The organism is Nocardia pseudovaccinii (genome assembly GCF_050942345.1).
GTDB lineage: Bacteria > Actinomycetota > Actinomycetes > Mycobacteriales > Mycobacteriaceae > Nocardia > Nocardia pseudovaccinii.
The window spans coordinates 5,086,002-5,109,553 of sequence record NZ_CP192074.1 but is presented as its reverse complement, the minus strand read 5'-3'; the positions used below and the strand labels follow the sequence as shown (position 1 = coordinate 5,109,553).

The window sequence follows — 23,552 nt, the reverse complement described above, 5'->3', positions numbered from 1 at the left end:
GCTTAATGTAGTCAACACTCGGGTTTAGTATCGTGCTGATATGGCCACCGAGGATCCGCGTTCCGCACTGCTCGACGCGGGTGAACGACTCATCGCCGAACGCGGCGTGGACGTCCCGCTCCGCGATATCGCCGCGGCCGCGGGCCAGCGCAACAACTCCGCGGTGCACTACTACTTCGACTCCCGTAGCGGTCTGCTCGAGGCCATCGTCGACCGCCGCATGAACTGGCTCGAAGACCGCCGAATGGGACTGCTCGCCCAGTACGAGGCCGAGGGCACCGCACACGAGATCCGCACACTGGTCGCGATGCTCGCCGCCCCCATCCTCGAACTCATCTACACGGCACAGGTCACCCACTATGGCCGCTTCCTCGAGGTGGTGCGTGCCCATCCCGTGATCGCCGACGCCCGCCGTCTCGCCGGTGCCGACCGCGCCGCCGTCCGCATCATCGCCACCCGCCTGGACGCGGCCCTCCCGCAACTCCCGCCCCGCCGACGCCGCCAGCGCCTGGAAACCATGGCGACCGTCATGTTCGCCTTGATCGCCGACTACGAACGTGCGCTGGAAGCGGGCGTGCGCACCCCGGTCCCCAGCAGCGACAGCGCCGAGATCATCGACATGATCGTTGCGATGCTCACTGTGCCGGTGCGCGAAGCGACATCGGGCGGTTAGGTCAGGAGGTGATCGGGAGATCGAGGCTGGCCAGCAGATCGATCACACGCTGCTGGATATCGTCGCGGATCGGGCGCACGTCGGCCACCGGTAGCCCGGCCGGATCGTCCACGCCCCAATCTTCGTACCGGATGCCGGGCACCAGTGGGCACACGTCGCCGCAGCCCATGGTGATGATGACGTCGGCGGCCAGGATGATCTCGTCGGTCCAGGTCTTGGGGAACTCGTGGGAGATGTCGATGCCCACCTCGGCCATGGCCGCGACCGCTGCCGCGTTGAGCGCCCCGCTCGGCTCGGACCCACCGGACCAGGCCAATACCCGACCCTGTGCGTAGTGCTCGAAAAAGCCCAGCGCCATCTGCGAACGTCCGGCATTGAATGTGCACAGGAACAGCACCACCGGGACCGCGTGCTCGACGCGGCCCTCCACCTTGGCTCGTGCGTGCAGCTGCTGCCGGGCGAAGCGCTCGGCCAGCAGCGGCACGTACAGCTTCACCGGCGCGTGTGCCGTGATCTGCGAGTAGGAGTCGTGCAGGAAATGGTGAATCGTGTTGGCGTCGAACAAGATCGTGAACTCGCGGTGCAGCCGCCGCTCGGCACGGGCGAGTGCCGTGCCGTGCACTATGTCGAGGAGTCGGTACGCCGGGGTGATCTCGGCGTATCCGGCCCGGTTCGTCCGCTCGGGCGTAGACACAGTAGTGAGGGTGACACCGACGCCCCTGCGCGGCAACCAAACTGAGGATGAACCGTATCGAACCTGCAGGCCACAATGCGGCGTATCGCCGAAGAAGCCCCCTCGATACGGCGGCCGTCGCGAAAACCGTCAGCGCAGAGAACCTTCCGTCGGAGCGGATCGGTCACTGCGTCACGATGGCGTGTTCGGGACAGGCGCTCGCCGCGTCGGTGACTGCCTCCTGGTACCGGGTGGGAACCGACGGATCGATGGTTTCGGCATAGCCGTTGTCGGTGAGCCGAAAGACGGCCGGGCACAGCGCAACACATACGCCGTGCCCGCGGCAACGGTCGGCATCGACGGTGGCCTTCACCGGGGATCACCGGAAGTCCGGACAGGGCTGTCGCGCATCACCGGTCCGCCTCGGTGAAGGTGATGTGCAGTTCGCGCAATCCGCGTAGGAGGAACGTCGGTTCGTATCGATAGGTGCGGTGCTGGGCGGGGCCGTGGGCGCTCTCGTCGATATCGATGTCCTGGAGACGGTCGAGCATCCGGTCCAGGGTGACCTGTCCTTCGGTCCGGGCGAGCGGTGCGCCTGCGCAGGTATGGATGCCGCGGCCGAATGCGATGTGCTCGCGGGAGTTGTGGCGATCGAGCCGGAACTCGTCGGGATCCTCGAATTTGCGAGGGTCACGGTTGGCCGCGCCGATGCAGAGCATGACGACCGTACCTGCGGGGATCTCGACATCGCCGACTCGTGTGGTCTTGCGGGTCAACCGGAAGTCGACCTTGGTGGGGCTGTCGGTGCGCAGCGATTCCTCGATGAAAGGACCGACCAGGCTGCGGTTTTCACGTAGCAGCTGCTGGAACCGCGGGCGTTCGGCGAGCACCCGCACGGCCGAGCTCAGCAGTTTGGTGACCGTCTCCTGCCCTGCCGCGAACAAGAAGGTCGCCGGTCGCACGATATCGATGAGATCGGGTAGTGATCCGTCCGGATAGGTCGTGGACGCAAGGATGCCGAGGATGTCGTCGCGGGGCGTGGTTCTGCGGTTGCTGATGTATTCGCCGAAGGTCTCCTCCAGCCATTGCAGCGGGTTCGTGCCCACCGGTTCGTGGTCGAGCGCTCCCACTCGACTACCCGGCTCTTCGTAGCCGCCCAGCCGGGCTCGGAATTCGTCGCGGTCGCTGTCGGGAACGCCGAGCAGGTCAGCGATGGCCAGTGTGGCGAAGGGTTTGGCGTAGTCGCCGAGGAATTCGCACCGGCCCCCGGCGACGATGTCGTCGAACTGGCGATCGGCCAGCCGCCACATGTAGTCACGGTTCTCGGTGAGCCGTTTGGGAGTCAGCAATCGGCTCAGCAGGGTGCGGGTGCGCGTGTGCTGCGGCGGGTCCATGGTGACCATGTGCTCGAAGATCGGGAACTGGTGCCGGTGTTCATCGATCTGGGTGCTGATGTCGTCACCGACCGGAACAAAGGGCAACGGTGGGAAAGGTCCGCCGATAGCGACGCAGGCCGAGAAGGCATCGGCGTTGCGGAACACCTCGTTGGCTTCCTGATAGCCGGTGACCACCATGACCCCGTAGTGGGGTTCGCGGAACACCGGGTTCCGAGTTCGCAGATAGGCCAGATATTCGTACGGACTCTGGGCGACCGATTCATCGGAAAAGTAGTCGACGGAAGCCAAGTCGGCCATTACTCCCACCCTCTTCAGGTCAAGAATACATTGTTTGATCGATCGATCAGATTAGAGTGGGGAAGTAGTAGCACGCGCCGCGTTGGACGGTCAAGAGCGGCGAGAACCGCCGGGGATCCGCGAATGCTGATCCGTGCGAGCATCTGATGTCGGTAAACAGGTGTAACCTGTGCTTTCCGTGGATCTTTCCAGTCTGGGTGATGCTCGGGTGTTGTCGGCGAGATGCGCGGCGGCGCGTCGTTCGCAGCCGGGGTGCTGATCAGCCATTGACATCACGACGCCGCAGGTGTCCAATTTGATCGATCGATCAGAAATTGATGAAATGGGATCGGATTCGATCCGCGAACGAACGAGGTGCTTCATGGTTGGACGGGTCGAAGGCAAGGTCGCCTTCATCACGGGCGCGGCGCGCGGGCAGGGCCGCAGTCACGCGGTGCGGCTGGCACAGGAGGGCGCCGACATCATCGCCATCGACGCGTGCAAGCCCGTCAGTGGCAGCGATCAGATCGCGCCGTCGACCCCGGAGGATCTTGCCGAAACCGCGGAACTGGTGAAGGGGCTGGGCAGACGCATTGTCACCGCCGAGGTCGATGTCCGGGATTTCCAGGCGCTGAAGGCCGCCGTGGACAGCGGTGTGGAGCAGTTGGGGCGCCTGGACATCATCGTGGCCAACGCGGGCATCGGCAACGGTGGTGCGACGCTGGACCAGACCAGCGAGCAGGACTGGACCGTGATGATCGACATCAACCTTTCCGGCGTCTGGAAGACCGTGAAAGCCGCTGTGCCGCACCTGCTTTCCGGAGGAAACGGCGGATCGATCATCCTGACGAGTTCGGTGGGCGGACTGAAGGCCTACCCGAACACCGGGCACTACATCGCCGCCAAGCACGGAGTGGTCGGCCTGATGCGGACGTTCGCGGTCGAATTGGGACAGCACTCGATCCGGGTCAATTCGGTGCACCCGACCAATGTCAACACGCCGATGTTCATGAACGAGGGCACGATGAAGATGTTCCGTCCGGATCTGGAGAATCCGGGCGTCGAGGACTTCAGGCCGGTGGCGGAGTTCATGCATGTATTGCCGGTGGGTTGGGTCGAGCCGGAGGACATCAGCAACGCAGTGTTGTTCCTGGCCTCCGACGAAGCCCGCTACATCACCGGCCTTCCCATGACCGTCGATGCGGGGAGCACGCTGAAGTAGGGGCGCTCGCCCGCCGGATCCGTCGGGCGCATGCCGACGGATCCGGCAACAGAAGGGGCCTCACCTGGGCCGATCCGGTCTGCCTGCGGAATTTATCGACCGATCAAATGTTAGAGTGCCTTATGCGTAGCGCGATACGGCGAGGACAGTCAGGGTTCGGCGGCGCGGCGCGAAGGTGCGGCTGATGGCGGGGCGCAGCACCGCGAAAACGGCCGACATCGGCACCCGCCAGCGGTTGATGGCGGCAACCGAGGAAATCATGCGTGAGGATGGTTATGCCGCGGCGACCTCACGGCGGGTAGCCGAGCGAGCCGGAGTGAAGTCGGCACTGGTCTACTACTACTTCCCCACGATGGACGATCTGTTCCTCGCGGTGCTGAGCGACTCCGGCGATCAGGCGCTGGAGCGGATGCGCCAAGCCCTCACCGACGACGATCCACTGCGGGTGTTGTGGCTGATCAACACCGACACCGGTTACACCCGGCTCAGCACCGAGTGGATGGCGCTGGCCAACCACCGCAAGGTGATCGGCGCCGAACTGAAAACCTATGCCGAACGGGTGCGCGACATCGAGACCGCGGCCGTCACCATGGTCCTGCGCTCACACGGCGTCGACCTGTCGGTGTATCCGCCGGTGGTGATGGCAATCCTGCTCACCGGGGCAGCGCGCATCATCTGCAACGAAGGAGCGGTGGGCATGGTGCAAGGCCACGACCAACTGCGCGAATTCGTCGAGGGGTTCATCGCTCGATTCGCTCTCACGTCCACACCTGTGTCGACCGGTTCGGACTAAGGGATCAGGTCCAGCACGGTGGTGGATTTCACCTGCATGATCGCGGTGTTGATCGCCACCGCAGACGCAAGGACAAGGCCGGCCATCGGTTCGCGCAACGGCTCGTCGATCACCAGCGCGTAGGTTTCGGCCGACACGATCGCCCGTCCCAGGCCGGCGGTGGTTCTGATGATCCGGGCGATTTCCGCGTCGGTGTGATCGACGATTGTGAACCTTCGCGGTTCGAACAGCCGGTCCGCGTGGATAGTCCCGATCCGGGTGCCGTCGGCAAGCAGCGCGAAACGCTTCTTGCCCATCCAGTTCTCCTGGACAATCCGACCGATCGGCTCTCCCGCGGGCCCGTCGACGATGACCTTCGACTTGAACACTTTTCGGGGGCGCGTCACCGTGAGCGCAGGATTGTCCAAGGCATCTCGCATTTCGAGCCGGTGGGTGAAGAAATTATTGAATTCACCGAAAAAGCGAGTGGCCTTCTTTAGGCGACTCTGACCGACCTCCACTACGGACCCGAGCCGCTGGCCGTTCTCGTCCAGCACCGCGTACTCGGTAGACATCTCGATCAGCTTGGGCTTCTGATCGATAATCAGCACCGGCTCGGTGTAAAGCGTTCCACCACAATGTCGTCCGGCTATGGTCGGTTGTTCAGAAATTGGCATTGCTTTCCTCGTGATTGCGGCCCGGGGAAGCCCGGCTATGAATAGACTCCGCGACCGGCAGCGCCGCATCAAGGCACCCAAGGGTGGGGTCAGTGCCCCCGCTGCCCCCTATGACCATGCAGATGGTCCGGTTCGGAGAAACCCGTCGGGGTGGGCGATGTCCACCCCATGGGTGGCTATCGGCAACTGCACACGTGACCGAATCTATTTCTGCAACGAAGAAGTCTCACATAAGGGAGGACGCGCATACTGTGCATCTCATCGCCGTCATTGTGCTGACCGCAGTCATCGCCGGGCTCGTGCGCAGGTTGGTGATTCCGACGCGAAGTCGCAGCCTGGCCGCGCTTCCTGACGGGCCACAGCATCGGGTGCCGAATCTCGTTTACGCCCCGGTGCGTCCGATGCGGCTGCGTGGCCCGTTTATCGCACTCACCGCGCTGTGGTCGGCGCTGCTGGTGACCGAGATCGCAACGAATCCGGACGCGAGCAATCCGATGCTGTACATCTATTTGCTCGCGCTCGTCGCCTCGGCTGTCAACCTCACCGCGATGCACCTCCAATGGCGTTTCGCGGACGGAATCTTCGACCATCCCGCCTACACATCGGGTATGTGAATCGCGGTCGTGGTCATCATCGTGCTGATGCTCAGGTGGCGACGGGAGCCCGCCCGGCTCGTTCGATGAGGTGCTGGACCAGGTTGAGTAGTACGTCTTTGCAGGAGGTGCGGTCGCGGGCGTCGCACAGCATGACGGGGATGTGGTTGTCGAGGTCGAGTGCGTCGCGGACTTCGTTGATGGTGTAGACGGGTGCGCCGTCGAAGCAGTTGACGGCGACGAGGAATGGGAGTCCGCGTCGTTCGAAGAAGTCGACGGCGGCGAAGGAGTTGTCGAGTCGTCGGGTGTCGGCGATGACGATGGCGCCGAGTGCGCCGCGTGAGAGTTCGTCCCAGAGGAACCAGAATCGGTCTTGGCCGGGTGTGCCGAAGAGGTAGAGGACGAGGTCTTGGTCGATGGTGATGCGGCCGAAGTCGAGTGCGACTGTGGTGGTGGTTTTTTGTTCGACGCCGGATAGGTCGTCGATTCCGGTGCTGACTTCGGTGATCAGTTCTTCGGTGCGTAGTGGTGCGACCTCGCTGATCGAGGAGACCATGGTTGTTTTGCCGACGCCGAATCCACCGGCGATGAGAATTTTGACCGAAGCCGCCAGCTGCAGTGTCGTCATGGCAGCCGCGCTGGGGTGGATAGGTAGGTGCCGACACGTTGGACGGTGACGTTCATTTCGTAGGCCACCATGCCGAGGTTGGCTGATTCGGCTGCTTGTAGTGCCAGGCAGGCGTTGTCGCCCGCGGAGGTCACGAACAGCACCGCGCGGTCGAGTTCGATGACGGCTTGGCGGACCCCGCCGCCGTCGAAGCGGCTTCCGGCGCTGCGGGCGAGGCCGTAGAGGGTGGAGGACATGGCGGCGAAGTGTTCGGCGTCTTCGCGGGTCATGGTGGTGGAGCGGCCGAGGAGCAGGCCGTCGGTGGACAGGACCACCGCGTACCGGACACCGGCCAGTCGGTCGACGAGGTCGTCGAGGAGCCAGTTGAGATCACCGGGGCTGGAAGAAGTCACCGTTGCCTTCCTGTTCATCCGAGGGGTTGCCGATCGATGCGCCGAACCCTTCGGCGGATGTAGCGATCCGGCGTTGATCGGGGATGGCATGGCGGCCCTGCCTGGTCCCGTTTTCGATGGCGGACATGAGGTCTCGGGCCTGTTCCGCCGAGCGCGCTCGGTGTCGCGGTTGCTCGGCTGGAACCGGATTCGCCAGTTGCGGTGCGATACTTGCTTGTCGGCGCCTGCGGGGCAGGGCGGGCCGACTATCGAATTCGGTCGTCGGTGGCCCATCGAACGTCGGCTGCGCGTGCGGTGGCATGGGTGCCACCGCCGCCAGGGCAGTGCGTGTCCGGATTTCGGCGACCGTTGTGGTGGCCGAACGGTCGGTGGCGAGCATCAGCGGCCTGCTTCCCTCAGCCGATATCGTCGGCTCCGAAGCTAGTGGCGGCGCGGCCGTGTCAGGGGTCAGTACGGTCGCGGGGATGAGCACGATCGCGCGGATCCCGCCGTAATCGGACTCGGTCAGCCGCACCGAAATGCCCTGCCGAGCCGCCAGTTTCGCGACAACGAACAAACCCAGCCGAGAGTCCGCCGATAACGCCGCCAGACCGAAATGCGGTGGCTCACGAAGTATCTCGTTGATTCTGGCCGTCTCGGACGGCGGTATCCCCATACCCTGATCGTTGATCTCGACCGCCACCCCTTTTCCGACAACTGCGCCGGTCACCTCGACTCGCGATTGCGGCGGTGAAAACGAGGTCGCATTGTCCATGAGTTCGGCGAGCAGATGTGTGACGTCGGCGACAGCCGCGCCCGACACCTGGGTCTCGGGTAGTCGAGCGATGCGGACATGTGTGTAGTCGAGGGTTTCACCGACGGCGCTGCGCACCACGTCGATCAGCCGCACCGGATTGCGCCACTGTCGTCCCGGCTGCCCGCCGCCGAGCACAATGAGGTTCTCGGCATTGCGGCGCTCGCGGGTCGCGAGATGATCGAGCTTGAACAGCGTGTCCAGCATTGCTGGATCCTCTTCACGCGCTTCGGCTTCGTCGAGGATCTCGAGCTGTCGGTGCACCACCATCTGGCTGCGGTGAGCGATATTCAAGAAGACCGCCTTGACACCCTCACGGGTACGGGCTTCGTTCACCGCGCCCGCCACGGCCGCGGCATGCGCATGCTGGAATGCCTTGGCCACCTCACCGATTTCGTCGTGACCATAGTCCAGATCCGGTGATTCGGTCGCGGGGTCGATCACTTCACCCTCACCCAGCCGTCGCATCATATCGGGCAGCCGCTCGTCGGCGAGGGCGAGCGTTTCCCCGCGCAGTCGCCGCAGCCGACGGATGAATTGATTGGCCAGGACCACCGCGATCAGAAAGGCGACCAGGCTGATCGCGACCACACCGCCGCCCGCCCACGCGGATTTCGTGGTGGCGTCGGCGGCCTTGCTCTCGGCCAGCTGTTGCGCCTGCTCATTCTGCGCGAGCCAGATATCGACCAGGCCGCGATTCACCTCGGCGACCGAACTGCGCCAGTCCTCGGTACTGAACGGCAGCGGCGAGGATTGTCTGCCGGGTGTGCCGGTGGTGCCTGACGATCCGTTACCCGGTCCTACCGTATTGCGTTGGACAAGAGCATCTTCCATAGCCGTGAGTCGCTGCCACGCTTGGCTCGAGGTAAGAGTGTGCAGGCTCTGTTTCTGGTCCGGGCCGAGTGCGCTGGTGAGACTCACGACCTCGGAGTGGTAGAAGCCGATCTCACGCAGAAAATCCGCTATCGGAATGAGCGTCGTCCCGCTCGCGGCGGCCAGCACGCCTGCCAAAGCATCACTGCGTGACATCGCTTCGACTATTCGGAACAGTTGCACCCCGTCGGCGAGTTGTGCGGCGATTTCCGCGTCCGGCGCGGTTCGTGCGATGACTCTGGAGCCTTCGACGATGCCGTCGAGGAGTCGGTTGTAGAAAGCATATGCGTCGGCAATCGGCAGTTGGTCCGTGTCGATAGCAGTACGCGCCCGGGCCAGTTGGGCGTCGAGGGTGAGAAAATTCTCCGCGGTCGCACCGATTTTCGAATCGTCCACCGCGCGCACTCCGGTCGACCCGGCAATGAGGCTTTTGAACGCATTATCCAACTGCAGGCGCGCCGTACCCAGCGCGGGTACGGCCGCCTCTTCACCACCGAGAGCCGCCAACGTCAACTGACGTTCTTCCTGCACCGCCGCCACGAACACCCGAGCTGTCGGAATCACGTTGCGATTCTGCGAGGCCCACTCCTGAGCCTTATTCCCCTCGGCGACCAGGTATCCCGCGGTACTCGCGCCGACCACGAGCAGGGACAGGCTCGGGATGAGCGCGATCGCCAGAATCCGCGACCGGACCCCGAGTCTCACTCTGAACATCGGCCCAAGGTAGTACGGGCCGGACCGAATTGATTGTCCTCTTTCCATGCGGTGGAAACCGCACGGAGCGGTATGTGCGACAGACCGCCCCAGCAGAGGGCGACAGTGATTTCGACGGCTTGTTCCTTCGGTACGGGCCGCTCCGCGGACAGCCAGTAGCGCGCGGTGAACTGGCTGGCGCCGACAAGCCCGACCGCGAATGCCCACGCGCGCTGTGGACCGAGGCCGGAGTCTCGGACGAGTAGATCGTGTACCGCACCGACACAGGCCGCGGTGGCCTGCCCTATGCGCCACTGCACGGACGGCTCGGTGGGCACCTCGGACTCGAAGACCAGCCGGAATCCGTCGGGATCATCGTCGGCGAAGTCGAAATAGGCCTGTACCGCTGCCGATAGCCGCCCATGATTGTCGGCGGTCGAATGCAGGGCGTCGTGGACGGTGGACACGAGTCGGTCGAGATGCTGTTGCAATACCGTCAGATACAGCGTCAACTTGCTCGGAAAGTACTGGTACAGACTGGGTTTGCTGATACCTGAATGTCTCGCGACCTGATCCATGCTGGTCCCGTGGTAGCCGCGGGCCGCGAAAACCTCACCGGCGCTTGCGACTATCTCGCGGCTTCGCGCGGCACGAGCCGATCTGACCGCATGTGCCCGGGCCGTCGCCGCGTCGGTCGGCCCGGGCTGTGACATGTGGTCAGCGAGATCGGTCATAGGAAGCTCCCATCGGTGTCCGCGAGATACGCCGGTGCGACGGCTGCGCGGCGTTGCCGTCCGTATTGGATGACACCGATTGAGTATACTGTTATATGCTCAACTGAGTTCGATTCGTCAGCCCTCGCGCGACCGCCGTGTCAATTCGACTGTCGCCGCACGCAATTCGTCTGCCGAATCGATCGGGGTCGCATAGCCGACCCGTGTCCGCGCCACTCCGCGCGGCGTCACTACTCGCAGATCGAGCCCATAGCGATCGGCGCGTTCACAACTCGCCTCGGTCGCATCCGGATACCCGCCCAATACCTGCGCCATCGACAACAGCGCATCCGCATGATCGTCATTGAGGTGCGTGATCGCCCGCCCAGCCACCGGAACAATCGGATCCGGCGCGGCCGCCAGATACTGCTCCGCCGTCGCGGAATCCATCCGCCCGTACCCGCCGACCCATCGAACTCGCCGCACCCGCAACACCCACAGCGAGAAATCGCTGTAATCCACGTAGTACTTCGCCGCGGGCACCGCGGCCAGATGCGCCTCGCGCGCCGCCGCGGCCTCGGCACCGACCGGCCGCTCCGCCACCCCGGCCAGCGTGATCCTGGTACCGGCCAGCGGATCGGCCGGAACATCGGGCGACACCACCGACAAGCTGGCGCGCGGATCCGCCGCGAGATTGCGCCCGTGCTCGGCCATCCGCGATACGCACAGCACCGGCTGACCATCCAGCAGCCCGTAGGTGACGAACGACGCCCACGGGCCGCCGTCCTCGCTCAAACTCGCCAAGGTCGCGATATTCGTCGTCGCCGCAACAGTCCTGGCCTCCTCGGCCGCCGACGGACGAGCGGAATTCACCACGGGCGTGGTCGGCTGTGGAATCGAAGGCGCGTCGCCGGGATCACCGTGATCGAGAGTCATAGCGTCCATCCTCGCAGGGACCACGGTAGGGCCGACATCGCACACTGAAACGCCGAAGACCGCATCTCGAACCAGGCGATCGCGCGCGCAACGGCCGCGGATCGGCAAGACTGGCGTGCGTGACCCGATACGCATTCGACGCCGACCGCAACGCCCTCGTCGCCATCTGGGCGACCGGACGCGGCGATCTCTCGACCACGGTGGCCCAGCTGCCACCGATAAACCATGACCAGGCAACGAGTTTGGCGTCGAATCTGACCACCCTGTCCCGGTTCCAGTGGCGCACCTATACGCATCCGGCAAGTGCCGCAGGCGATCCCGACGTTCCCAATAGCGAGGCCTGGCGGCGCGCCGAAGAGCGCCGCAACTTCAAGGAGGTCGAGGCCGGAATCCGCACCCCCAACCTGCCGACCGACCACGGCCTCGTCGTTTCCTACAGCGGTGTGGTCGAATCCGCGCACCGTGTAGGCCGCACCCTGCACGCCGTCGACGATTCCGGCCTGCGTGACACCATCGCGGCCGAGGTCCGCACCGAACAGGCCGCCATCGAATCCGCCGAGCTCGGCGACCTGTCCGGGCGCGCGCGCCAAGCGGTCGAACTCTCACGCCCGGATGTCTCACCGGCCCAGGTCCAGGCCGCCGACGACCTGCTGCGCGCCGATCCCCTCGGCACCGTGGAACTGTTCACCGAACTCGACCCCGCCTCCGCATCCGTCGCGGCCGCGCACTGGCTCTACGCCGCCGCCGAGGTCGCGGGCGAACTCGCGGGCGTGCCCACCGCCGATGTGGTCGTCGAAGCCGACGATATCGAGGCACTGCAGGTCGAAACCCCGACCCTGGTGCTGGAGCGCCTGATCAGCGGTGAGACACCGACCGAGATCGTCGTCGACCTCATCGCCGAGGCCATGGCCGTCTCCGAAGGACACGTGCCCGCACCATGGGCGGTGGTGGCCCGCGTCGCCGAAATCGAAGAGCAGGCTCGCAAATTCGATCTCGACAGCGCCTCCCGCGCCGCCCTCCTCGATGAGTTCCGGATCAGCCGCCTCGACCCCACCCGCCCTGCCCTCGACCTCCTCGAAGATCTCCTCGACGGCATCCGCGGCTGCCTACTGCTCTACTCGGCCCACACCGCGGGCGACGACGCCGAAGTCGAAGCCCAATTCGCCGCCGACGTCAGAGGGGAAGCCGACACCCACTCCGACCAGCTGTTCTGACCCGGGCACCGCTGCTCAACCACAGCGCGCAGACATCTGACGCGCATCGGCGCCCAGCCAGCGGAGCAGCGCGTCGTAAACGGCGTCGTGGTTGAGCAGGGTGAAGTGGTTGGCTCCGGGGAGATGCAGGCCGTTGGCGTCATCGAAACCGATGCGGCGGGCCCGATTTCGGCCGGAGCCGCTGGCGGGCAGGACCAAGCCGTCGCCGATGATCCGGCCGAGCGGATGACGCGGGCTGTGGGTCACCGAGGCGGTGACGAAGTAGTGGTCGGCGCAATCGAGCAGCGGTATCTCGCGAATGACTCTGCGGCGCAAGGCGTCCGCGTCCATATCATGCCAATCCTTATCGACGAGCGACCCCTGGCGCAGGTCGCGAATGCCCGCACTGCGGCGGCGCAACAGCCGACCGAAGGGGCGGGTCTCCGGTACGTTCACCAATGCGGCCGAGGCATAGTGGACGAGCTGCTCCAACGGTGCACCCAAATGCGGTGATCCGAGACAGACGATCTGCCGCACCCGGCGCACCCACGGCAGGTCGGCCTGATCGGCGTCGTAGCAGGCGCCCCGCGCGATCAGGCCGCCCATGGAATGTCCGACGAGTGCGATCTGCTCGACCTGCACCGGCCAGTTCTCGACCAGCCGCTGCAGCATCCCGTTCAGCAGACGGGCGTTCTCCGAGATGTGCAGCCCGCTGTTGTATCGAACCATCAGCGCCGTGCAGTCGAGATCGGCTTCGAGCCGCTCGGCATAGCTGGGCCGCCCGCCGAGTCGCCAAGCGTGTTCGGTCTCCACCAGACCGTGCAGGAAAACCACGATGCGCGGGCGCGGGTTCGACACCACATCGCCGACCCACCCCGGCGCGACCGGTTCCCCATTGATCCGAAATGTCATCGGCCCGGCCAGAATCGGCAGCTCATCCTCGAGACTGTCGCCGATCAAACCCTGCAATGCCGCCAGGAATCCGGCCCCGTAGACCGTGCGTGAGGGCACCGGGGCGCCGGGTACGTCCACGGTGCGCTCCGCCAGGGCTCCCGCAGCTGCCGCGGTTCCGCCGACCAGCCGATACACCCCATCGGTAATCGCATCGTGCACCACCTTGACCGGCTGCGCGGCCGGTCCGACACCTAGTCGCACCGCCGCGAACACCCGGTCCGAGATGGCTCGATGCACCGCGGCGATCCCCTCGATCGCACCACCCAGTTCATCGCCCGCCAATCGCGCGAGCGCTTGCATCTCCGCCTGTCGTTGCCGCTCGGGCTCACTCATTCATTCAGTGTACAACTGTTCACTGAGATTTTCGTGTCGAAGCGGCGGCCTAAGACGGTATGTGGCTGACTCCGACCGCCCTTTCGGTGAGACTGCCGAGGTAGAGGGTGCCGTCGTGTTCGACGACCCCGGTGACCATCGCATAGTCGGTGCCCTCGGCCTGTAGGTCGTGCACGACCTTGCCGTCGAAGTCGACGGCCATCACCCAGACGGTGCGCGGCGGTTTGGGCTGTACCCATTCCGGTAGCGCCCAGACGATCCGGCGCAGGATACCGGGCAGGGGAAGTAGACGGTCCAGCAATGGATTTCGTGGGGACGGCAGGGTGATCCATACCAGACCATCGCTGCCGAGAGCCATATTGTCCGGGAAGCCGGGCAGGTTCTCGATCAGGCGGTCGTAGGTGCCCGCCTTCGGCCCGGTGAGCCAGTAGCGGGTCACCCGGTAGCCGCCGGTCTCCGCGACGAGCACGCTGGAGCCGTCGGGGGACAGGACCACGCCATTGGCGAATTGCAGTCCGTCGATGAGGGTTTCGAGCTTGCCGGACGGATCGAGGCGGAACAGGCGGCCGGTGCCGGAATGCTCCAGCAGGTCGCCCATCCATTCGTCCAGCGGATAACGACGCGACGACGAGGAAAAGTAGATGGTGCCGTCCGCGGCGCGAACCACATTGCTGGCGAAGGGGAGTGGTTCGCCGTCGACCTCGTCCACGAGCACCTCGATCTCGCCCGCACTGTCCAGCCGCAGCAGTCCGCGATGGAAATCGCAGATCAGCAGTGACCCGTCGGCATCGGCATGCATACCGAGCGGACGGCCGCCGGTATTCGCCAGCAGGCTCACCGTGCCGTCCGCGGGATCGATGCTGTAGACCGAACCGTCATCGACTCCCGCAATGATTCGCCCCTCGGCGGTGCGCACCACATCCTCGGGCGCCGCGCCGGGCAGTTCCCATCGCGTGATCTGGGGAAGTGGTGTGGCACTACGTGTTTCGCGAGCCCGGGGTGGGGTAGGTGGTGGTGTCCAGCGCTGCGGCTGCATTGTCGATCCGGCGACCATAGCTCACCCTATCCCGGTGCCGACGACCAGCTGCCGAGAACCGGCCCTCAATTACAACATATCGATACGTAGATATGCGCATCTAAACATAGATTGCCACACCTTGAATTCGAGAGCGAACAACGAAATCCGTCCGGCTCCGCCGAACGCAGCACGGATCAGGGGGAGGGCTCCCTTCGAGTAACGAAGGGGCGGCGAGTCGGAGTAGAGGGCAAGGAGATACGCGATACCAAGTCGTGTCGCAGGCATGGGGGAGAGGGGAGGCCGGTGCTCGACACCGGATTTCGGGAGTGGGCGCTTCCAGGCGTGTCAGCGGTGCAGGGCGGTCTCGTGCTGCAAACGCGACAGTTTCTGGGGATTGCGCACGGAGTAGATCCCGGTGATGAGGCCGTCGTCGATGCGCGCCGCTACGACGGCATCGATCTCGCCGTCGAGTCGCAAGATCAGCGCCGGGTGGCCGTTGACGAAGGCAGGCTGGGCCGATCGCGTGGTGAGGTTGCCGAGTGCGGCGGAGAGGAGGTCGGCCACTGCATCGGCCCCGACGATCGGCACCAGCGCGGCCTGTGCGAGTCCGCCACCGTCGCCGAGGAAGACGACATCCGGCGCGAGAATGTCGAGCAGGCTCTGCAATTCGCCGGTTTCGACGGCTCGCTGGAATGCCGCGAGCGCGTCTCGGGTTTCGGCCGCGGAGACCATCTCGCGTGGTCGGCGCGCGGCGACGTGGGACCGAGCCCGGTAGGCGAGCTGGCGGACTGCGGCCAGACTCTTGTCGACCGCTTCGGCGATCTCGTCGTACTCCAGATCGAATACTTCGCGCAGTACGAACACTGCCCGCTCGACGGGTGTGAGGGTCTCCAATACCAACAGCATCGCCATCGATACGCTGTCGGCAAGCTCGATGTCGTCGGCGACGTCGGGTGCGGTCAGCAGCGGTTCGGGCAGCCAGGGGCCGACGTAGGTCTCTTTGCGGCGCCCGAGCGTGCGGAGCCGGTCGAGCGACTGACGGGTGGCGATTCGGACCAGGTACGCGCGTTGATCTTGCACCGTGTCGAGATCGACGCCTGCCCAGCGCAGCCAGGTTTCCTGGAGGACGTCTTCGGCGTCGGCGGCCGAGCCGAGCATTTCGTAGGCGACGGTGAAGAGCAGGTTGCGGTGCGCGACGAATGCTTTCGTCGCGGGGGCCGGACGGCCGCTGTTGATGTCGCCGTGGTCGGCGGGCGTGGTCTGCGACATGCCGGGCATGGGCGGCTCCTGTTCGCTCTCGGGTGCGTCACCCATCAGACGTCCGATCCTGCTGTTTCATAACAGCGGGGCAGTGGTGGTGTGGGTCACATCGAAGCGCTGTTATGTGAATCGGGGTGCCGCCGTCTCATGGTCGTTCACATCAACACCGGAAGTTAGGACCGAAGTCATGGAACCCCGTTTCAACCTGAACGACAACGAGCTCGGCGCCAAGATCGGCAAGCGGTTCGCCAACACGAGCCTGGCGATCATGCAGTCGTCGCTGCCGAAGTCCACGGTGGAGCTGGTGGAGTTGCGCGCCAGCCAGATCAACGGCTGCGGTTACTGCGTCGACGCCCACACCAAAGAGCTGGCGGCCGCGGGCGAACCCGCGGTTCGGATCAACCTCGTTGCGGCATGGCGCGAGTCCACCGTGTTCAGCGAGGCCGAGCAGGCCGCGCTGGCGTTCGCGGAGGAGGGCACCCGACTTGCCGACGCGAATCGCGGTGTCGCCGACGAGACCTGGGCGCAGGTGCGTAAGCACTACGACGACGACCAGGTCGCCGCACTGGTCTACCTGGTCGCCATGATCAACGCCGCCAACCGGCTCCTGGTGATTACGCAGACCAGGGGTGGTTCGTACGTGCCAGGCACGTTCGAGAGCGTGGCGAGCTGATCCGTACGCGGATTCCGGCCCGGGATTGTTCGGGCCGGAATCCGCAGATGGGGGAGCGCTCAGACCTGCAGCAGCGCCCCGGACGACGTCGCGCCGGGGCCGGAGATCGGTTGCCGAGAAACGTATCCGGTGGAACTGCGATCACCAGTGCACCTGAAAATACATCGAACTATGTAGATATGCGTATTTAACTATTCAACTCCAACTACCACCTCACCTGATCCGAACAACGTCAAAAGACCGCACAGACCAGGGGAGCCTCTAGTCGCTGGGCCGCCGATAGTGCTTCGGCGGGCCCAGCGACTGGTCCTAGGGGCTGACCGAGAAGACGTGCCAGAGCACAGCAAGCGTGGCCAGCGTGAAAAACGGTGACAGAATCCAGGTTTCGACCTTGTTCCCGGTCCGTTCGATCACCGGCACGCAGGTGCGCAGCGGGAACGGCCAGAACAGTCGGCATCCCTTATCGGTGAGGCAATCACCGGCGAGGTGGGCCAGCGCCCCGAGTCCGACAGCGAACGGCAACCACGCCGGTTTATCGGTGATCCAGTGATCCATCGCGAACGTCCCTGCCGCGGCGAGGATTATGACCGTGCCCCACGACTCGATGCCCTCGCCGGAGGGGCACAGATGCAGTGCCCGCACCGCCAGCGCGAGCAGGAAGAACACCAAACCGAGTGTGAAATATCTTCCGAGCCAATGCTCACCCGCCCAGGTCCCGTAAGCGACGGCGATCACGAAGGCGAACGAGTGGGTTGCGTGCCGATGGCCACCGGAGATCCAGGAAATCAAGCGGCACAGGTGGTAGGAGATGGGGCCGAGCACATGCGCGATAGTGCCGTTCGGATGGTCCGCATCGGGCAGCAGCGCGGCCCCCGCCGTCAGGAAGGTACCAAGCAGTACCTCGACGGCACCGAGATGCGCGTCGCCGGTGGGCAATACCGGATAGACCAACGCCGAGATGGGTAGTGTGGCCGCTGCCACCGACCAGGCGAAAGCGCCACTGGTCGCATGTGAATGTCCTAGCACTACATGAAGGTTAGTTGACCACAACCCATTTCAAACAAACGAGACTAACCAGCCGGTGAAAACGTATCGGGGGGAGGGGATTTCACCGAAAGTGGCCAGACGCGATCGGTGTGCCCATTGTGCATGGAACAGCCGGCGAACGGTCCGTTGGGGTCGAACAGCACGTTCATATGACTGTCGGCATGGTCCAGAAACCATAGCGACAGACCCAATTCGGCGTTGAGCCGATAGAGTTCCCAGGATTGCCAGAGCGCCTCGAGCCGCGCCACGGCCTCGGTGTGCCGCCACCATTCCGGGCACCAGGCCAGGCCGTTGTCGGCCACTTTGCGCCGATAGACCTGCGCCAGGTAGTTCTCGACGAACTCCACGACCGATCCATAGACCTGTGTCCGCTGCTCTTTCATGGCGCCCCCGAGGACAGTGGCATTCCGAACTGCTTCGAGAGTAGTCACGAAATCTGCTGAGGTCCTTTGGGAAACCTTTGAAATAGCTATGCGGAGCGCCGCGAACGCGGATTCACAATGCGATCGAGTGCGTGCAGATCCGATTCCAGTGCGTAGAACACGCGCAGTGCGCCGACGAATGCGAAAAGGCTGACCACGCACAGGATCACAATGGGGCCGATTACCGTCTGCTGCTGTGCCGCGTCCAGGTAGACCAGACCGCCCGCCACTCCGATGAGGGGTACGGAGGCAGCGATGCCGAGATAGATCCGGCTGCGTCGGGCGAGCCGCCGTAATCGGATGGCGTCGTCGGGGGAGGTCTGTGCGGTGCCGAGTAAACCCGGGTAGTACCAGCGCAGTACGAAGAAGGTGACGGGGAAGTAGGAGTACACCACCGCGACCGCGGCCGCGACCAGATGGGATGCGATGAGGTTGATGGTGAATCCGGTGGACAGGTCGGCGGTGTAATGCAGCTGGGTCAGGAAGATCACCAGCGATAGCGCCCACCCGGCGAACCCGACCACCGCGATGCGGTCGCCGCATGCGAGAGTGTCGGCGCGCGCCTGGGCCAGGGTCTGTTCGTCGTAATGCTTGCCGCGCCGCAGTCCGTCGGGAACCAGGAACACCAGACGGCACCAATACAGCAGCGCGAGAATGCCGAGCGGGTAGCCGATCGCACCGAGCAGCGTCGCGAGGCGCTGGAGTTGAACGCTCGCCTCGGCGGTGAGTTGCGCGTCGAGCAGGCGGGTGTTGTGCGCGGAAAGATAGAGCACGCCGAGGAATTGCCCCAGCATGCTGGCCAGTGTCACGACCGGCATCGGCCGCATCCGCAGTTTGGCGCGGAAACTGCGCGCCGGTGGGTCGACGAGATCGCGGGCGGTGCGGTCCAGGGTGAGATCGAGCTGACTGGCGAGCTCGGCGCCGGTGGCGAAGCGGTCGGCGGGATCGGGGGACAGGCAGGCGAGCAGGGCATGCTGGAGTACCGGTGGGCAGTCCGGCGGGATATCGGCGGCGAAGCGGTCGGGAACCGGCTGGCGACGCAGTTCGATCATCCGTTCCAGTGAGGTATCCGATTCGCCCGCACTGCGTTCGTCGTCGAAGGGAAGTCGGCCGGTGAGCAGTTCCCACAGCACGACCGCGAGTGCGTATAGGTCGCTGCGCGTGTCGAGGTCGGCGGCGGTGGTGGACATGGTCGGATGGCAGGCCTCGAGCTGCTCGGGGGACATGTAGGCCAGTGAGCCGCCGAAGTAGGCGGCGGGACTGGCGCCGGGGATGTGGCGGCTGAAGCTGATATTGAAGTCGGCGAGTTTGGGTTGCCCGTCGACCGTGAGCAGTACGTTGGCGGGTTTGATATCGCGGTGCAGCACCCCGGCGTGGTTGGCGTAGTCCAATGCGGAGGCGAGTCGACTGCCCAGCCACGCAACGGTTTCCGGCCAGCTCAGCCGTGCGACCTCGGTGCGGGTGGCGGATGGTTGTGGTTCCAGCACCCCGCCGCTGGCGGCCGCCTGGTCGACGGCGTCGAGCAGTAGTCGACCGGTCTTGCCTTCGACGCCGGTGCGGCGTAGCAGCCGCAGTACGCCGAGCAGGGTGCCGCCCGGCACGTACTGCATGTACATCAATTTCAAGTGCTGATCGGCGATCTGGCGTTGATCGAAGACCCGCACGATGTTCTCGTGATCGAGCCGGGCCAGCGTCTGGCCCTCACTGCCGCGGTCATGGGAAATCTTGACCGCGACGAGCCGCTGCATCGAGCGCTGCCGTGCCAGGAAGACCCGGCCGAACGCGCCCTGGCCGAGCAGGATCAACATATCGAAATCGTCCACGGTCGCACCGGGTTTGATCGAGTCGAGCGTCGCGAGCGCGGCCGGATCGGTCAGGACGGTGGTGCGGAAGTGATCGCCGTCGAGGCGGTCGGCGATCCGCGCCATCTGCTGCGAATACCGCTGCTCGTATTCGGTGAGATCCAGATCCCGATCGAACTGGCGGCGCGCGGTGATCTCCTCGTAGATCAGGTCCGGAGGCAGTGGGGCGGTGTGGAGTTCGGGAAATTCGGTCAGGTACTCGTCGAGGCGCTTTTCAGATTTCTTGCGGATCGACCGGTGATGCAGATCCACCTTGATCAGCTCGATCAGCGCCGAGCGCCGCAGTGCGGTTTCGGTGGGCAGATGCGGGGTCAGCTCGGGTGGTTCGCCCGCGGCCTCCCACTCACCCGCGAAATCGGCGACCGCCCTGGCCAATACGGCCTGAGCAGCCATCGCGCGATCCCCACCGTGCTCCGGTGGTACCGCGCCGAGCTGGAAGTTCATCGTCGGCTCACTCGATCAAAGTTGGTGTCCCGGACAGAACCGAGAATATTCGATTATCGTCGTCGGCTGCTGATCTTCGCCACCTGTGGGGCTGGCCGGGTCGGTGGGTTCGTAGTTGAGTTGGGGTACGCGTAGCTCGACCAGCAGGAGGAGACATGACCACGCTGTCGGATCGACCCAACACCGCCTTGATAGTGATCGACGTGCAGAACGGTGTTGTGGCCGAGGCATTTCAGCGAGACGCTGTCGTGGCGAATATCGGCACGCTCGTCGAGAAGGCCCGCGAGGACGGTGTTCCGATCGTCTGGGTGCAGCACTCGAGCGAGGAACTCGTGCCGGGGACCGCGGCGTGGGAATACGTTCCGGAGTTGGTGCGTGCGGAGTCGGAATCGTTGGTGCACAAGGAGTTCGGTGATTCGTTCGAGGACACCGAGCTGGCGGAGATACTGGCGAAGGCCAGGGTGGGACATCTCGTGGTGACCGGTGCGGAGACCGATGCCTGCATCCGATCCACCATCCATGGTGCTTTCGTCCGCGGCTACGACGTGACGTTGGTCAGCGACGGGCATACGACATTCGACAAGAGCCGATGGGGTGCGCCGTTGCCGGAGCAGGTGATCGACCACACGAATCTGTACTGGCGGTATCAGACGGCGCCGTCGCGCACAGCGGCCGTCGTGGCGACGAAGGAAGTGACCTTCGGATGAAGGCACCCCCGCGAACTATGGGAGTTCGCGGGGGTGCCGGACGAGGACGACCGTCCTTATCGGTCGGTCATTCCTCCTTCATCACACCAGGTCGAACCGGTCCAGGTTCGACACCTTGACCCACGCGGCGATGAAGTCGTTGACGAACTTCTCCTTCGAGTCGTCGGTCGCGTAGACCTCCGCGAGGGCGCGCAGCTGCGAGTTCGACCCGAAGACCAGGTCGGCGCGGCTGCCGGTCCACTTGACCGCACCGGTGGCGCGGTCCTTGCCCTCGTAGGTTCCGTCATCGGCGGCCGACGGCTCCCACTTCGTGCCCAAATCGAGCAGGTTCACGAAGAAGTCGTTGCTCAACGATCCCGGGTTCGCGGTGAAGACGCCGAGCTGCGACTGCTTGTGGTTCGCGCCGAGTACGCGCAGACCACCGATGAGGACGGTCAGCTCGGGAGCGCTGAGGGTCAGCAGATTCGCTCGGTCGATCAGCAGGTACTCGGCGGGGACCCGGTTGCCCTTGCCGAGGTAGTTGCGGAATCCGTCCGCGCTGGGTTCGAGCGCGGAGAAGGACTCCACATCGGTCTGCTCCTGGGTGGCGTCGGTGCGACCCGGGGTGAACGGCACCTCGACGTCGTAGCCGGCGGCCTTGGCTGCCTGCTCGACCGCCGCGGCGCCACCGAGGACGACGAGGTCGGCGAAGGACACCCGGGTGTTCCCGGTCTGGGCGGAGTTGAAGGACTCCTGGATGCCCTCGAGCACGCGCACCACCTGGGCGAGCTCGTCGGGCTCGTTGACCTCCCAGCCGGCCTGCGGCTGCAGGCGGACGCGTCCGCCGTTGGCGCCGCCGCGCTTGTCACTGCCGCGGAACGATGCCGCGGCCGCCCACGTGGTCGAAACGAGCTGTGCAACAGTCAGACCCGAGGCCAGGATCTGGCTCTTGAGTGCGGCGATTTCGGCTGCCGCGACGAGTTCGTAGTCAACGGCCGGGATGGGGTCCTGCCACAGCAGCGTCTGTTCCGGCACCTCCGGCCCGAGGTAGAGGACCTTCGGGCCCATATCGCGGTGGGTCAGCTTGTACCAGGCCTTGCCGAACTCCTCGGTGAGCTCCTCCGGGTGCTCGAGCCAGCGACGGGTGATCTGCTCGTAGATCGGGTCGAGCCGCATCGAGAGGTCCGTCGTCAGCATGACCGGGGTGTGGGACTTCGACGGGTCGTGAGCATCGACCACGGTGCCCGCGCCCGCGCCGTCCTTGGGGATCCACTGGTTCGCACCTGCGGGGCTCTTGGTCAGCTCCCACTCGTACCCGTACAGGGTTTCGAGGAAGCTGTTGTCCCATTTGGTCGGGGTGGGCGTCCAGGTGCCCTCCAGGCCGGAGGTGATCGCGTCCTTGCCGACACCGGTGCCGAAGGCGCTCTTCCAACCCAGGCCCTGCTCCTCGAGCGGTGCGGCCTCGGGCTCGGGACCGACGAGCTCGGCATCACCGGCGCCGTGGGTCTTGCCGAAGGTGTGGCCACCCACGATCAGCGCCGCGGTCTCGATATCGTTCATGGCCATGCGGTGGAACGTCTCGCGGATGTCGACGGCTGCCGCGAGTGGATCCGGATTGCCGTTGGGGCCTTCCGGATTCACATAGATCAGACCCATTTGCACTGCGGCCAACGGGTTTTCCAGATCCCGGGTGCCGGTGTAGCGCTCGTCGCCGAGCCAGGTCCGCTCTGGACCCCAGTACACGTCCTCCTCGGGCTCCCACTGGTCGACCCGGCCGCCACCGAAACCGAAGGTCGGGAAGCCCATGTCCTCGAGTGCGACATTGCCCGCGTAGACCATGAGGTCGGCCCAGGAGAGCTTCTTGCCGTACTTCTTCTTGACCGGCCACAGCAGGCGTCGGGCCTTGTCGAGGTTTCCGTTGTCGGGCCAGCTGTTGAGCGGGGCGAAGCGCTGCATACCGGCACCGGCTCCGCCGCGGCCGTCGCTGATCCGGTAGGTGCCCGCGGCATGCCAGGCCATCCGGATGAAGAACGGTCCGTAGTGCCCGAAGTCGGCGGGCCACCAGTCCTGCGAGGTGGTCATGACCTCGATGATGTCCTGCTTCACCGCAGCCAGATCGAGGGTTTTGAATTCCGCGGCGTAGTCGAAGTCCGCGTCCATCGGGTTGGCCACGGCCGGGTTCTTCTGCAGGATATTGAGGTTGAGCTGGTTCGGCCACCATTCACGGTTGCTGCTTCCGCCCTCGGCTGGGGACTTGAGGCGACCGGACGTAACGGGGCAACCACCGGCGGCGGGTTCCGTATTGGCCTCTCCGATGGGCGGATGTTCCTCAGGCACGGCAATTCCTTT

Annotated in this window: 23 protein-coding genes; 7 read left to right on the top strand and 16 right to left on the bottom strand. The window is 64.9% G+C overall.

All coding sequences use genetic code 11. From position 1 onward, the window contains the following. Positions 1-40: 40 nt before the first annotated feature. Positions 41-673: a TetR family transcriptional regulator gene (locus tag ACQPZ2_RS23085; protein ID WP_433520349.1), complete on the top strand. Its 633-nt coding sequence runs from the start codon at positions 41-43 to the stop codon at positions 671-673. A 1-nt stretch (position 674) separates the two neighbouring features. On the opposite strand, the gene ACQPZ2_RS23080 is transcribed toward ACQPZ2_RS23085, so the two are convergent. The 3 genes from ACQPZ2_RS23080 to ACQPZ2_RS23070 all read right to left on the bottom strand — a co-directional run bounded on the left by ACQPZ2_RS23080 (position 675) and on the right by ACQPZ2_RS23070 (position 3,040). Continuing rightward, positions 675-1,325, bottom strand: a complete 651-nt coding sequence (locus tag ACQPZ2_RS23080; RefSeq protein WP_433527498.1) for a three-helix bundle dimerization domain-containing protein — start codon at positions 1,323-1,325, stop codon at positions 675-677. A gap of 205 nt (positions 1,326-1,530) precedes the next feature. Then, the gene (locus ACQPZ2_RS23075) at positions 1,531-1,719 is read right to left on the bottom strand and encodes a ferredoxin (RefSeq protein ID WP_433520348.1); all 189 of its coding nucleotides are present in this window, start codon (positions 1,717-1,719) and stop codon (positions 1,531-1,533) included. Positions 1,720-1,756: 37 nt separating this feature from the next. Further along, positions 1,757-3,040 (bottom strand): cytochrome P450, encoded by a 1,284-nt coding sequence (locus tag ACQPZ2_RS23070; protein ID WP_433520347.1) that lies wholly within the window; start codon positions 3,038-3,040, stop codon positions 1,757-1,759. 361 nt (positions 3,041-3,401) lie between these two features. Between ACQPZ2_RS23070 and ACQPZ2_RS23065 the strand changes: the two genes are divergently transcribed. Both ACQPZ2_RS23065 and ACQPZ2_RS23060 read left to right on the top strand, forming a co-directional pair. After that, positions 3,402-4,241, top strand: a complete 840-nt coding sequence (locus ACQPZ2_RS23065; protein ID WP_433520346.1) for a mycofactocin-coupled SDR family oxidoreductase — start codon at positions 3,402-3,404, stop codon at positions 4,239-4,241. A 184-nt stretch (positions 4,242-4,425) separates the two neighbouring features. After that, a complete protein-coding gene (locus ACQPZ2_RS23060; protein ID WP_433520345.1) occupies positions 4,426-5,034 on the top strand; it encodes a TetR/AcrR family transcriptional regulator in 609 nt (202 codons plus the stop codon). Here the strand turns inward: ACQPZ2_RS23060 and ACQPZ2_RS23055 are convergent. Beyond that, entirely contained in the window at positions 5,031-5,690 is a 660-nt protein-coding gene (locus ACQPZ2_RS23055; protein WP_433527497.1) for a phospholipid scramblase-related protein, read from the bottom strand. The genes ACQPZ2_RS23060 and ACQPZ2_RS23055 overlap by 4 nt on opposite strands. A gap of 251 nt (positions 5,691-5,941) precedes the next feature. On the opposite strand from ACQPZ2_RS23055, the gene ACQPZ2_RS23050 reads away from it, so the two are divergent. Further along, complete coding sequence (locus tag ACQPZ2_RS23050; RefSeq protein WP_433520344.1) at positions 5,942-6,304, top strand: hypothetical protein; 363 nt, start codon at positions 5,942-5,944, stop codon at positions 6,302-6,304. A 31-nt stretch (positions 6,305-6,335) separates the two neighbouring features. On the opposite strand, the gene ACQPZ2_RS23045 is transcribed toward ACQPZ2_RS23050, so the two are convergent. The 5 genes from ACQPZ2_RS23045 to ACQPZ2_RS23025 form a co-directional block, all read right to left on the bottom strand. Further along, positions 6,336-6,911, bottom strand: a complete 576-nt coding sequence (locus ACQPZ2_RS23045; RefSeq protein WP_433520343.1) for a GTP-binding protein — start codon at positions 6,909-6,911, stop codon at positions 6,336-6,338. Beyond that, positions 6,908-7,303, bottom strand: a complete 396-nt coding sequence (locus tag ACQPZ2_RS23040) for a roadblock/LC7 domain-containing protein (protein WP_040690503.1) — start codon at positions 7,301-7,303, stop codon at positions 6,908-6,910. Before ACQPZ2_RS23040 ends, ACQPZ2_RS23045 begins: the two co-directional genes overlap by 4 nt. Next, positions 7,281-9,683, bottom strand: a complete 2,403-nt coding sequence (locus ACQPZ2_RS23035; RefSeq protein ID WP_433520342.1) for a nitrate- and nitrite sensing domain-containing protein — start codon at positions 9,681-9,683, stop codon at positions 7,281-7,283. The genes ACQPZ2_RS23040 and ACQPZ2_RS23035 overlap by 23 nt, the downstream gene beginning before the upstream one ends. Beyond that, the gene (locus ACQPZ2_RS23030) at positions 9,671-10,396 is read right to left on the bottom strand and encodes a TetR/AcrR family transcriptional regulator (RefSeq protein WP_433520341.1); all 726 of its coding nucleotides are present in this window, start codon (positions 10,394-10,396) and stop codon (positions 9,671-9,673) included. The genes ACQPZ2_RS23035 and ACQPZ2_RS23030 overlap by 13 nt, the downstream gene beginning before the upstream one ends. Positions 10,397-10,513: 117 nt before the next feature. Continuing rightward, the gene (locus ACQPZ2_RS23025; protein WP_433520340.1) at positions 10,514-11,311 is read right to left on the bottom strand and encodes a HugZ family protein; all 798 of its coding nucleotides are present in this window, start codon (positions 11,309-11,311) and stop codon (positions 10,514-10,516) included. Between the two features lie 119 nt (positions 11,312-11,430). Here ACQPZ2_RS23025 and ACQPZ2_RS23020 point away from each other — a divergent pair, with 119 nt between their 5' ends. Further along, positions 11,431-12,525: a hypothetical protein gene (locus tag ACQPZ2_RS23020; protein WP_063044035.1), complete on the top strand. Its 1,095-nt coding sequence runs from the start codon at positions 11,431-11,433 to the stop codon at positions 12,523-12,525. Positions 12,526-12,540: 15 nt separating this feature from the next. On the opposite strand, the gene ACQPZ2_RS23015 is transcribed toward ACQPZ2_RS23020, so the two are convergent. From ACQPZ2_RS23015 to ACQPZ2_RS23005, 3 genes are all read right to left on the bottom strand, one after another. Beyond that, positions 12,541-13,791, bottom strand: coding sequence for a lipase family alpha/beta hydrolase (locus ACQPZ2_RS23015; RefSeq protein ID WP_433520339.1), 1,251 nt, complete (start codon positions 13,789-13,791; stop codon positions 12,541-12,543). 49 nt (positions 13,792-13,840) lie between these two features. Beyond that, positions 13,841-14,845: an SMP-30/gluconolactonase/LRE family protein gene (locus tag ACQPZ2_RS23010; protein ID WP_433520338.1), complete on the bottom strand. Its 1,005-nt coding sequence runs from the start codon at positions 14,843-14,845 to the stop codon at positions 13,841-13,843. 309 nt (positions 14,846-15,154) lie between these two features. Beyond that, positions 15,155-16,087, bottom strand: coding sequence for an RNA polymerase sigma-70 factor (locus ACQPZ2_RS23005; RefSeq protein ID WP_433527496.1), 933 nt, complete (start codon positions 16,085-16,087; stop codon positions 15,155-15,157). A gap of 169 nt (positions 16,088-16,256) precedes the next feature. Between ACQPZ2_RS23005 and ACQPZ2_RS23000 the strand changes: the two genes are divergently transcribed. Further along, positions 16,257-16,742 (top strand): carboxymuconolactone decarboxylase family protein, encoded by a 486-nt coding sequence (locus ACQPZ2_RS23000; protein WP_433520337.1) that lies wholly within the window; start codon positions 16,257-16,259, stop codon positions 16,740-16,742. 309 nt (positions 16,743-17,051) lie between these two features. Here ACQPZ2_RS23000 and ACQPZ2_RS22995 read toward each other — a convergent pair whose 3' ends face one another. The 3 genes from ACQPZ2_RS22995 to ACQPZ2_RS22985 all read right to left on the bottom strand — a co-directional run bounded on the left by ACQPZ2_RS22995 (position 17,052) and on the right by ACQPZ2_RS22985 (position 20,517). Then, positions 17,052-17,768 carry a metal-dependent hydrolase gene (locus tag ACQPZ2_RS22995; protein ID WP_433520336.1) on the bottom strand — a complete coding sequence of 239 codons (717 nt, stop codon included), beginning with the start codon at positions 17,766-17,768 and terminating at the stop codon, positions 17,052-17,054. 44 nt (positions 17,769-17,812) lie between these two features. After that, positions 17,813-18,136: a DUF4913 domain-containing protein gene (locus ACQPZ2_RS22990; RefSeq protein ID WP_245721097.1), complete on the bottom strand. Its 324-nt coding sequence runs from the start codon at positions 18,134-18,136 to the stop codon at positions 17,813-17,815. A 122-nt stretch (positions 18,137-18,258) separates the two neighbouring features. Further along, complete coding sequence (locus tag ACQPZ2_RS22985) at positions 18,259-20,517, bottom strand: serine/threonine-protein kinase (RefSeq protein WP_433520335.1); 2,259 nt, start codon at positions 20,515-20,517, stop codon at positions 18,259-18,261. A gap of 155 nt (positions 20,518-20,672) precedes the next feature. Between ACQPZ2_RS22985 and ACQPZ2_RS22980 the strand changes: the two genes are divergently transcribed. Continuing rightward, positions 20,673-21,224 carry an isochorismatase family protein gene (locus ACQPZ2_RS22980; RefSeq protein WP_433520334.1) on the top strand — a complete coding sequence of 184 codons (552 nt, stop codon included), beginning with the start codon at positions 20,673-20,675 and terminating at the stop codon, positions 21,222-21,224. An 81-nt stretch (positions 21,225-21,305) separates the two neighbouring features. On the opposite strand, the gene katG is transcribed toward ACQPZ2_RS22980, so the two are convergent. Continuing rightward, positions 21,306-23,540, bottom strand: coding sequence for a catalase/peroxidase HPI (gene katG, locus ACQPZ2_RS22975; RefSeq protein ID WP_433520333.1), 2,235 nt, complete (start codon positions 23,538-23,540; stop codon positions 21,306-21,308). Between the last annotated feature and the right edge of the window lie 12 nt (positions 23,541-23,552).

Coding starts and splice junctions, on each gene's coding strand:
- ACQPZ2_RS23060 (WP_433520345.1), top strand. CDS start 4,426: ATGGCGGGGCGCAGCACCGCGAAAACGGCCGACATCGGCACCCGCCAG.
- ACQPZ2_RS23015 (WP_433520339.1), bottom strand. CDS start 13,791: ATGAGTGAGCCCGAGCGGCAACGACAGGCGGAGATGCAAGCGCTCGCG.
- ACQPZ2_RS23085 (WP_433520349.1), top strand. CDS start 41: ATGGCCACCGAGGATCCGCGTTCCGCACTGCTCGACGCGGGTGAACGA.
- ACQPZ2_RS22980 (WP_433520334.1), top strand. CDS start 20,673: ATGACCACGCTGTCGGATCGACCCAACACCGCCTTGATAGTGATCGAC.
- ACQPZ2_RS22985 (WP_433520335.1), bottom strand. CDS start 20,517: ATGAACTTCCAGCTCGGCGCGGTACCACCGGAGCACGGTGGGGATCGC.
- ACQPZ2_RS23025 (WP_433520340.1), bottom strand. CDS start 11,311: ATGACTCTCGATCACGGTGATCCCGGCGACGCGCCTTCGATTCCACAG.
- ACQPZ2_RS23070 (WP_433520347.1), bottom strand. CDS start 3,040: ATGGCCGACTTGGCTTCCGTCGACTACTTTTCCGATGAATCGGTCGCC.
- ACQPZ2_RS23030 (WP_433520341.1), bottom strand. CDS start 10,396: ATGACCGATCTCGCTGACCACATGTCACAGCCCGGGCCGACCGACGCG.
- ACQPZ2_RS23045 (WP_433520343.1), bottom strand. CDS start 6,911: ATGACGACACTGCAGCTGGCGGCTTCGGTCAAAATTCTCATCGCCGGT.
- ACQPZ2_RS23010 (WP_433520338.1), bottom strand. CDS start 14,845: ATGGTCGCCGGATCGACAATGCAGCCGCAGCGCTGGACACCACCACCT.
- ACQPZ2_RS23035 (WP_433520342.1), bottom strand. CDS start 9,683: ATGTTCAGAGTGAGACTCGGGGTCCGGTCGCGGATTCTGGCGATCGCG.
- ACQPZ2_RS23000 (WP_433520337.1), top strand. CDS start 16,257: ATGGAACCCCGTTTCAACCTGAACGACAACGAGCTCGGCGCCAAGATC.
- ACQPZ2_RS23055 (WP_433527497.1), bottom strand. CDS start 5,690: ATGCCAATTTCTGAACAACCGACCATAGCCGGACGACATTGTGGTGGA.
- ACQPZ2_RS23065 (WP_433520346.1), top strand. CDS start 3,402: ATGGTTGGACGGGTCGAAGGCAAGGTCGCCTTCATCACGGGCGCGGCG.
- ACQPZ2_RS23005 (WP_433527496.1), bottom strand. CDS start 16,087: ATGCCCGGCATGTCGCAGACCACGCCCGCCGACCACGGCGACATCAAC.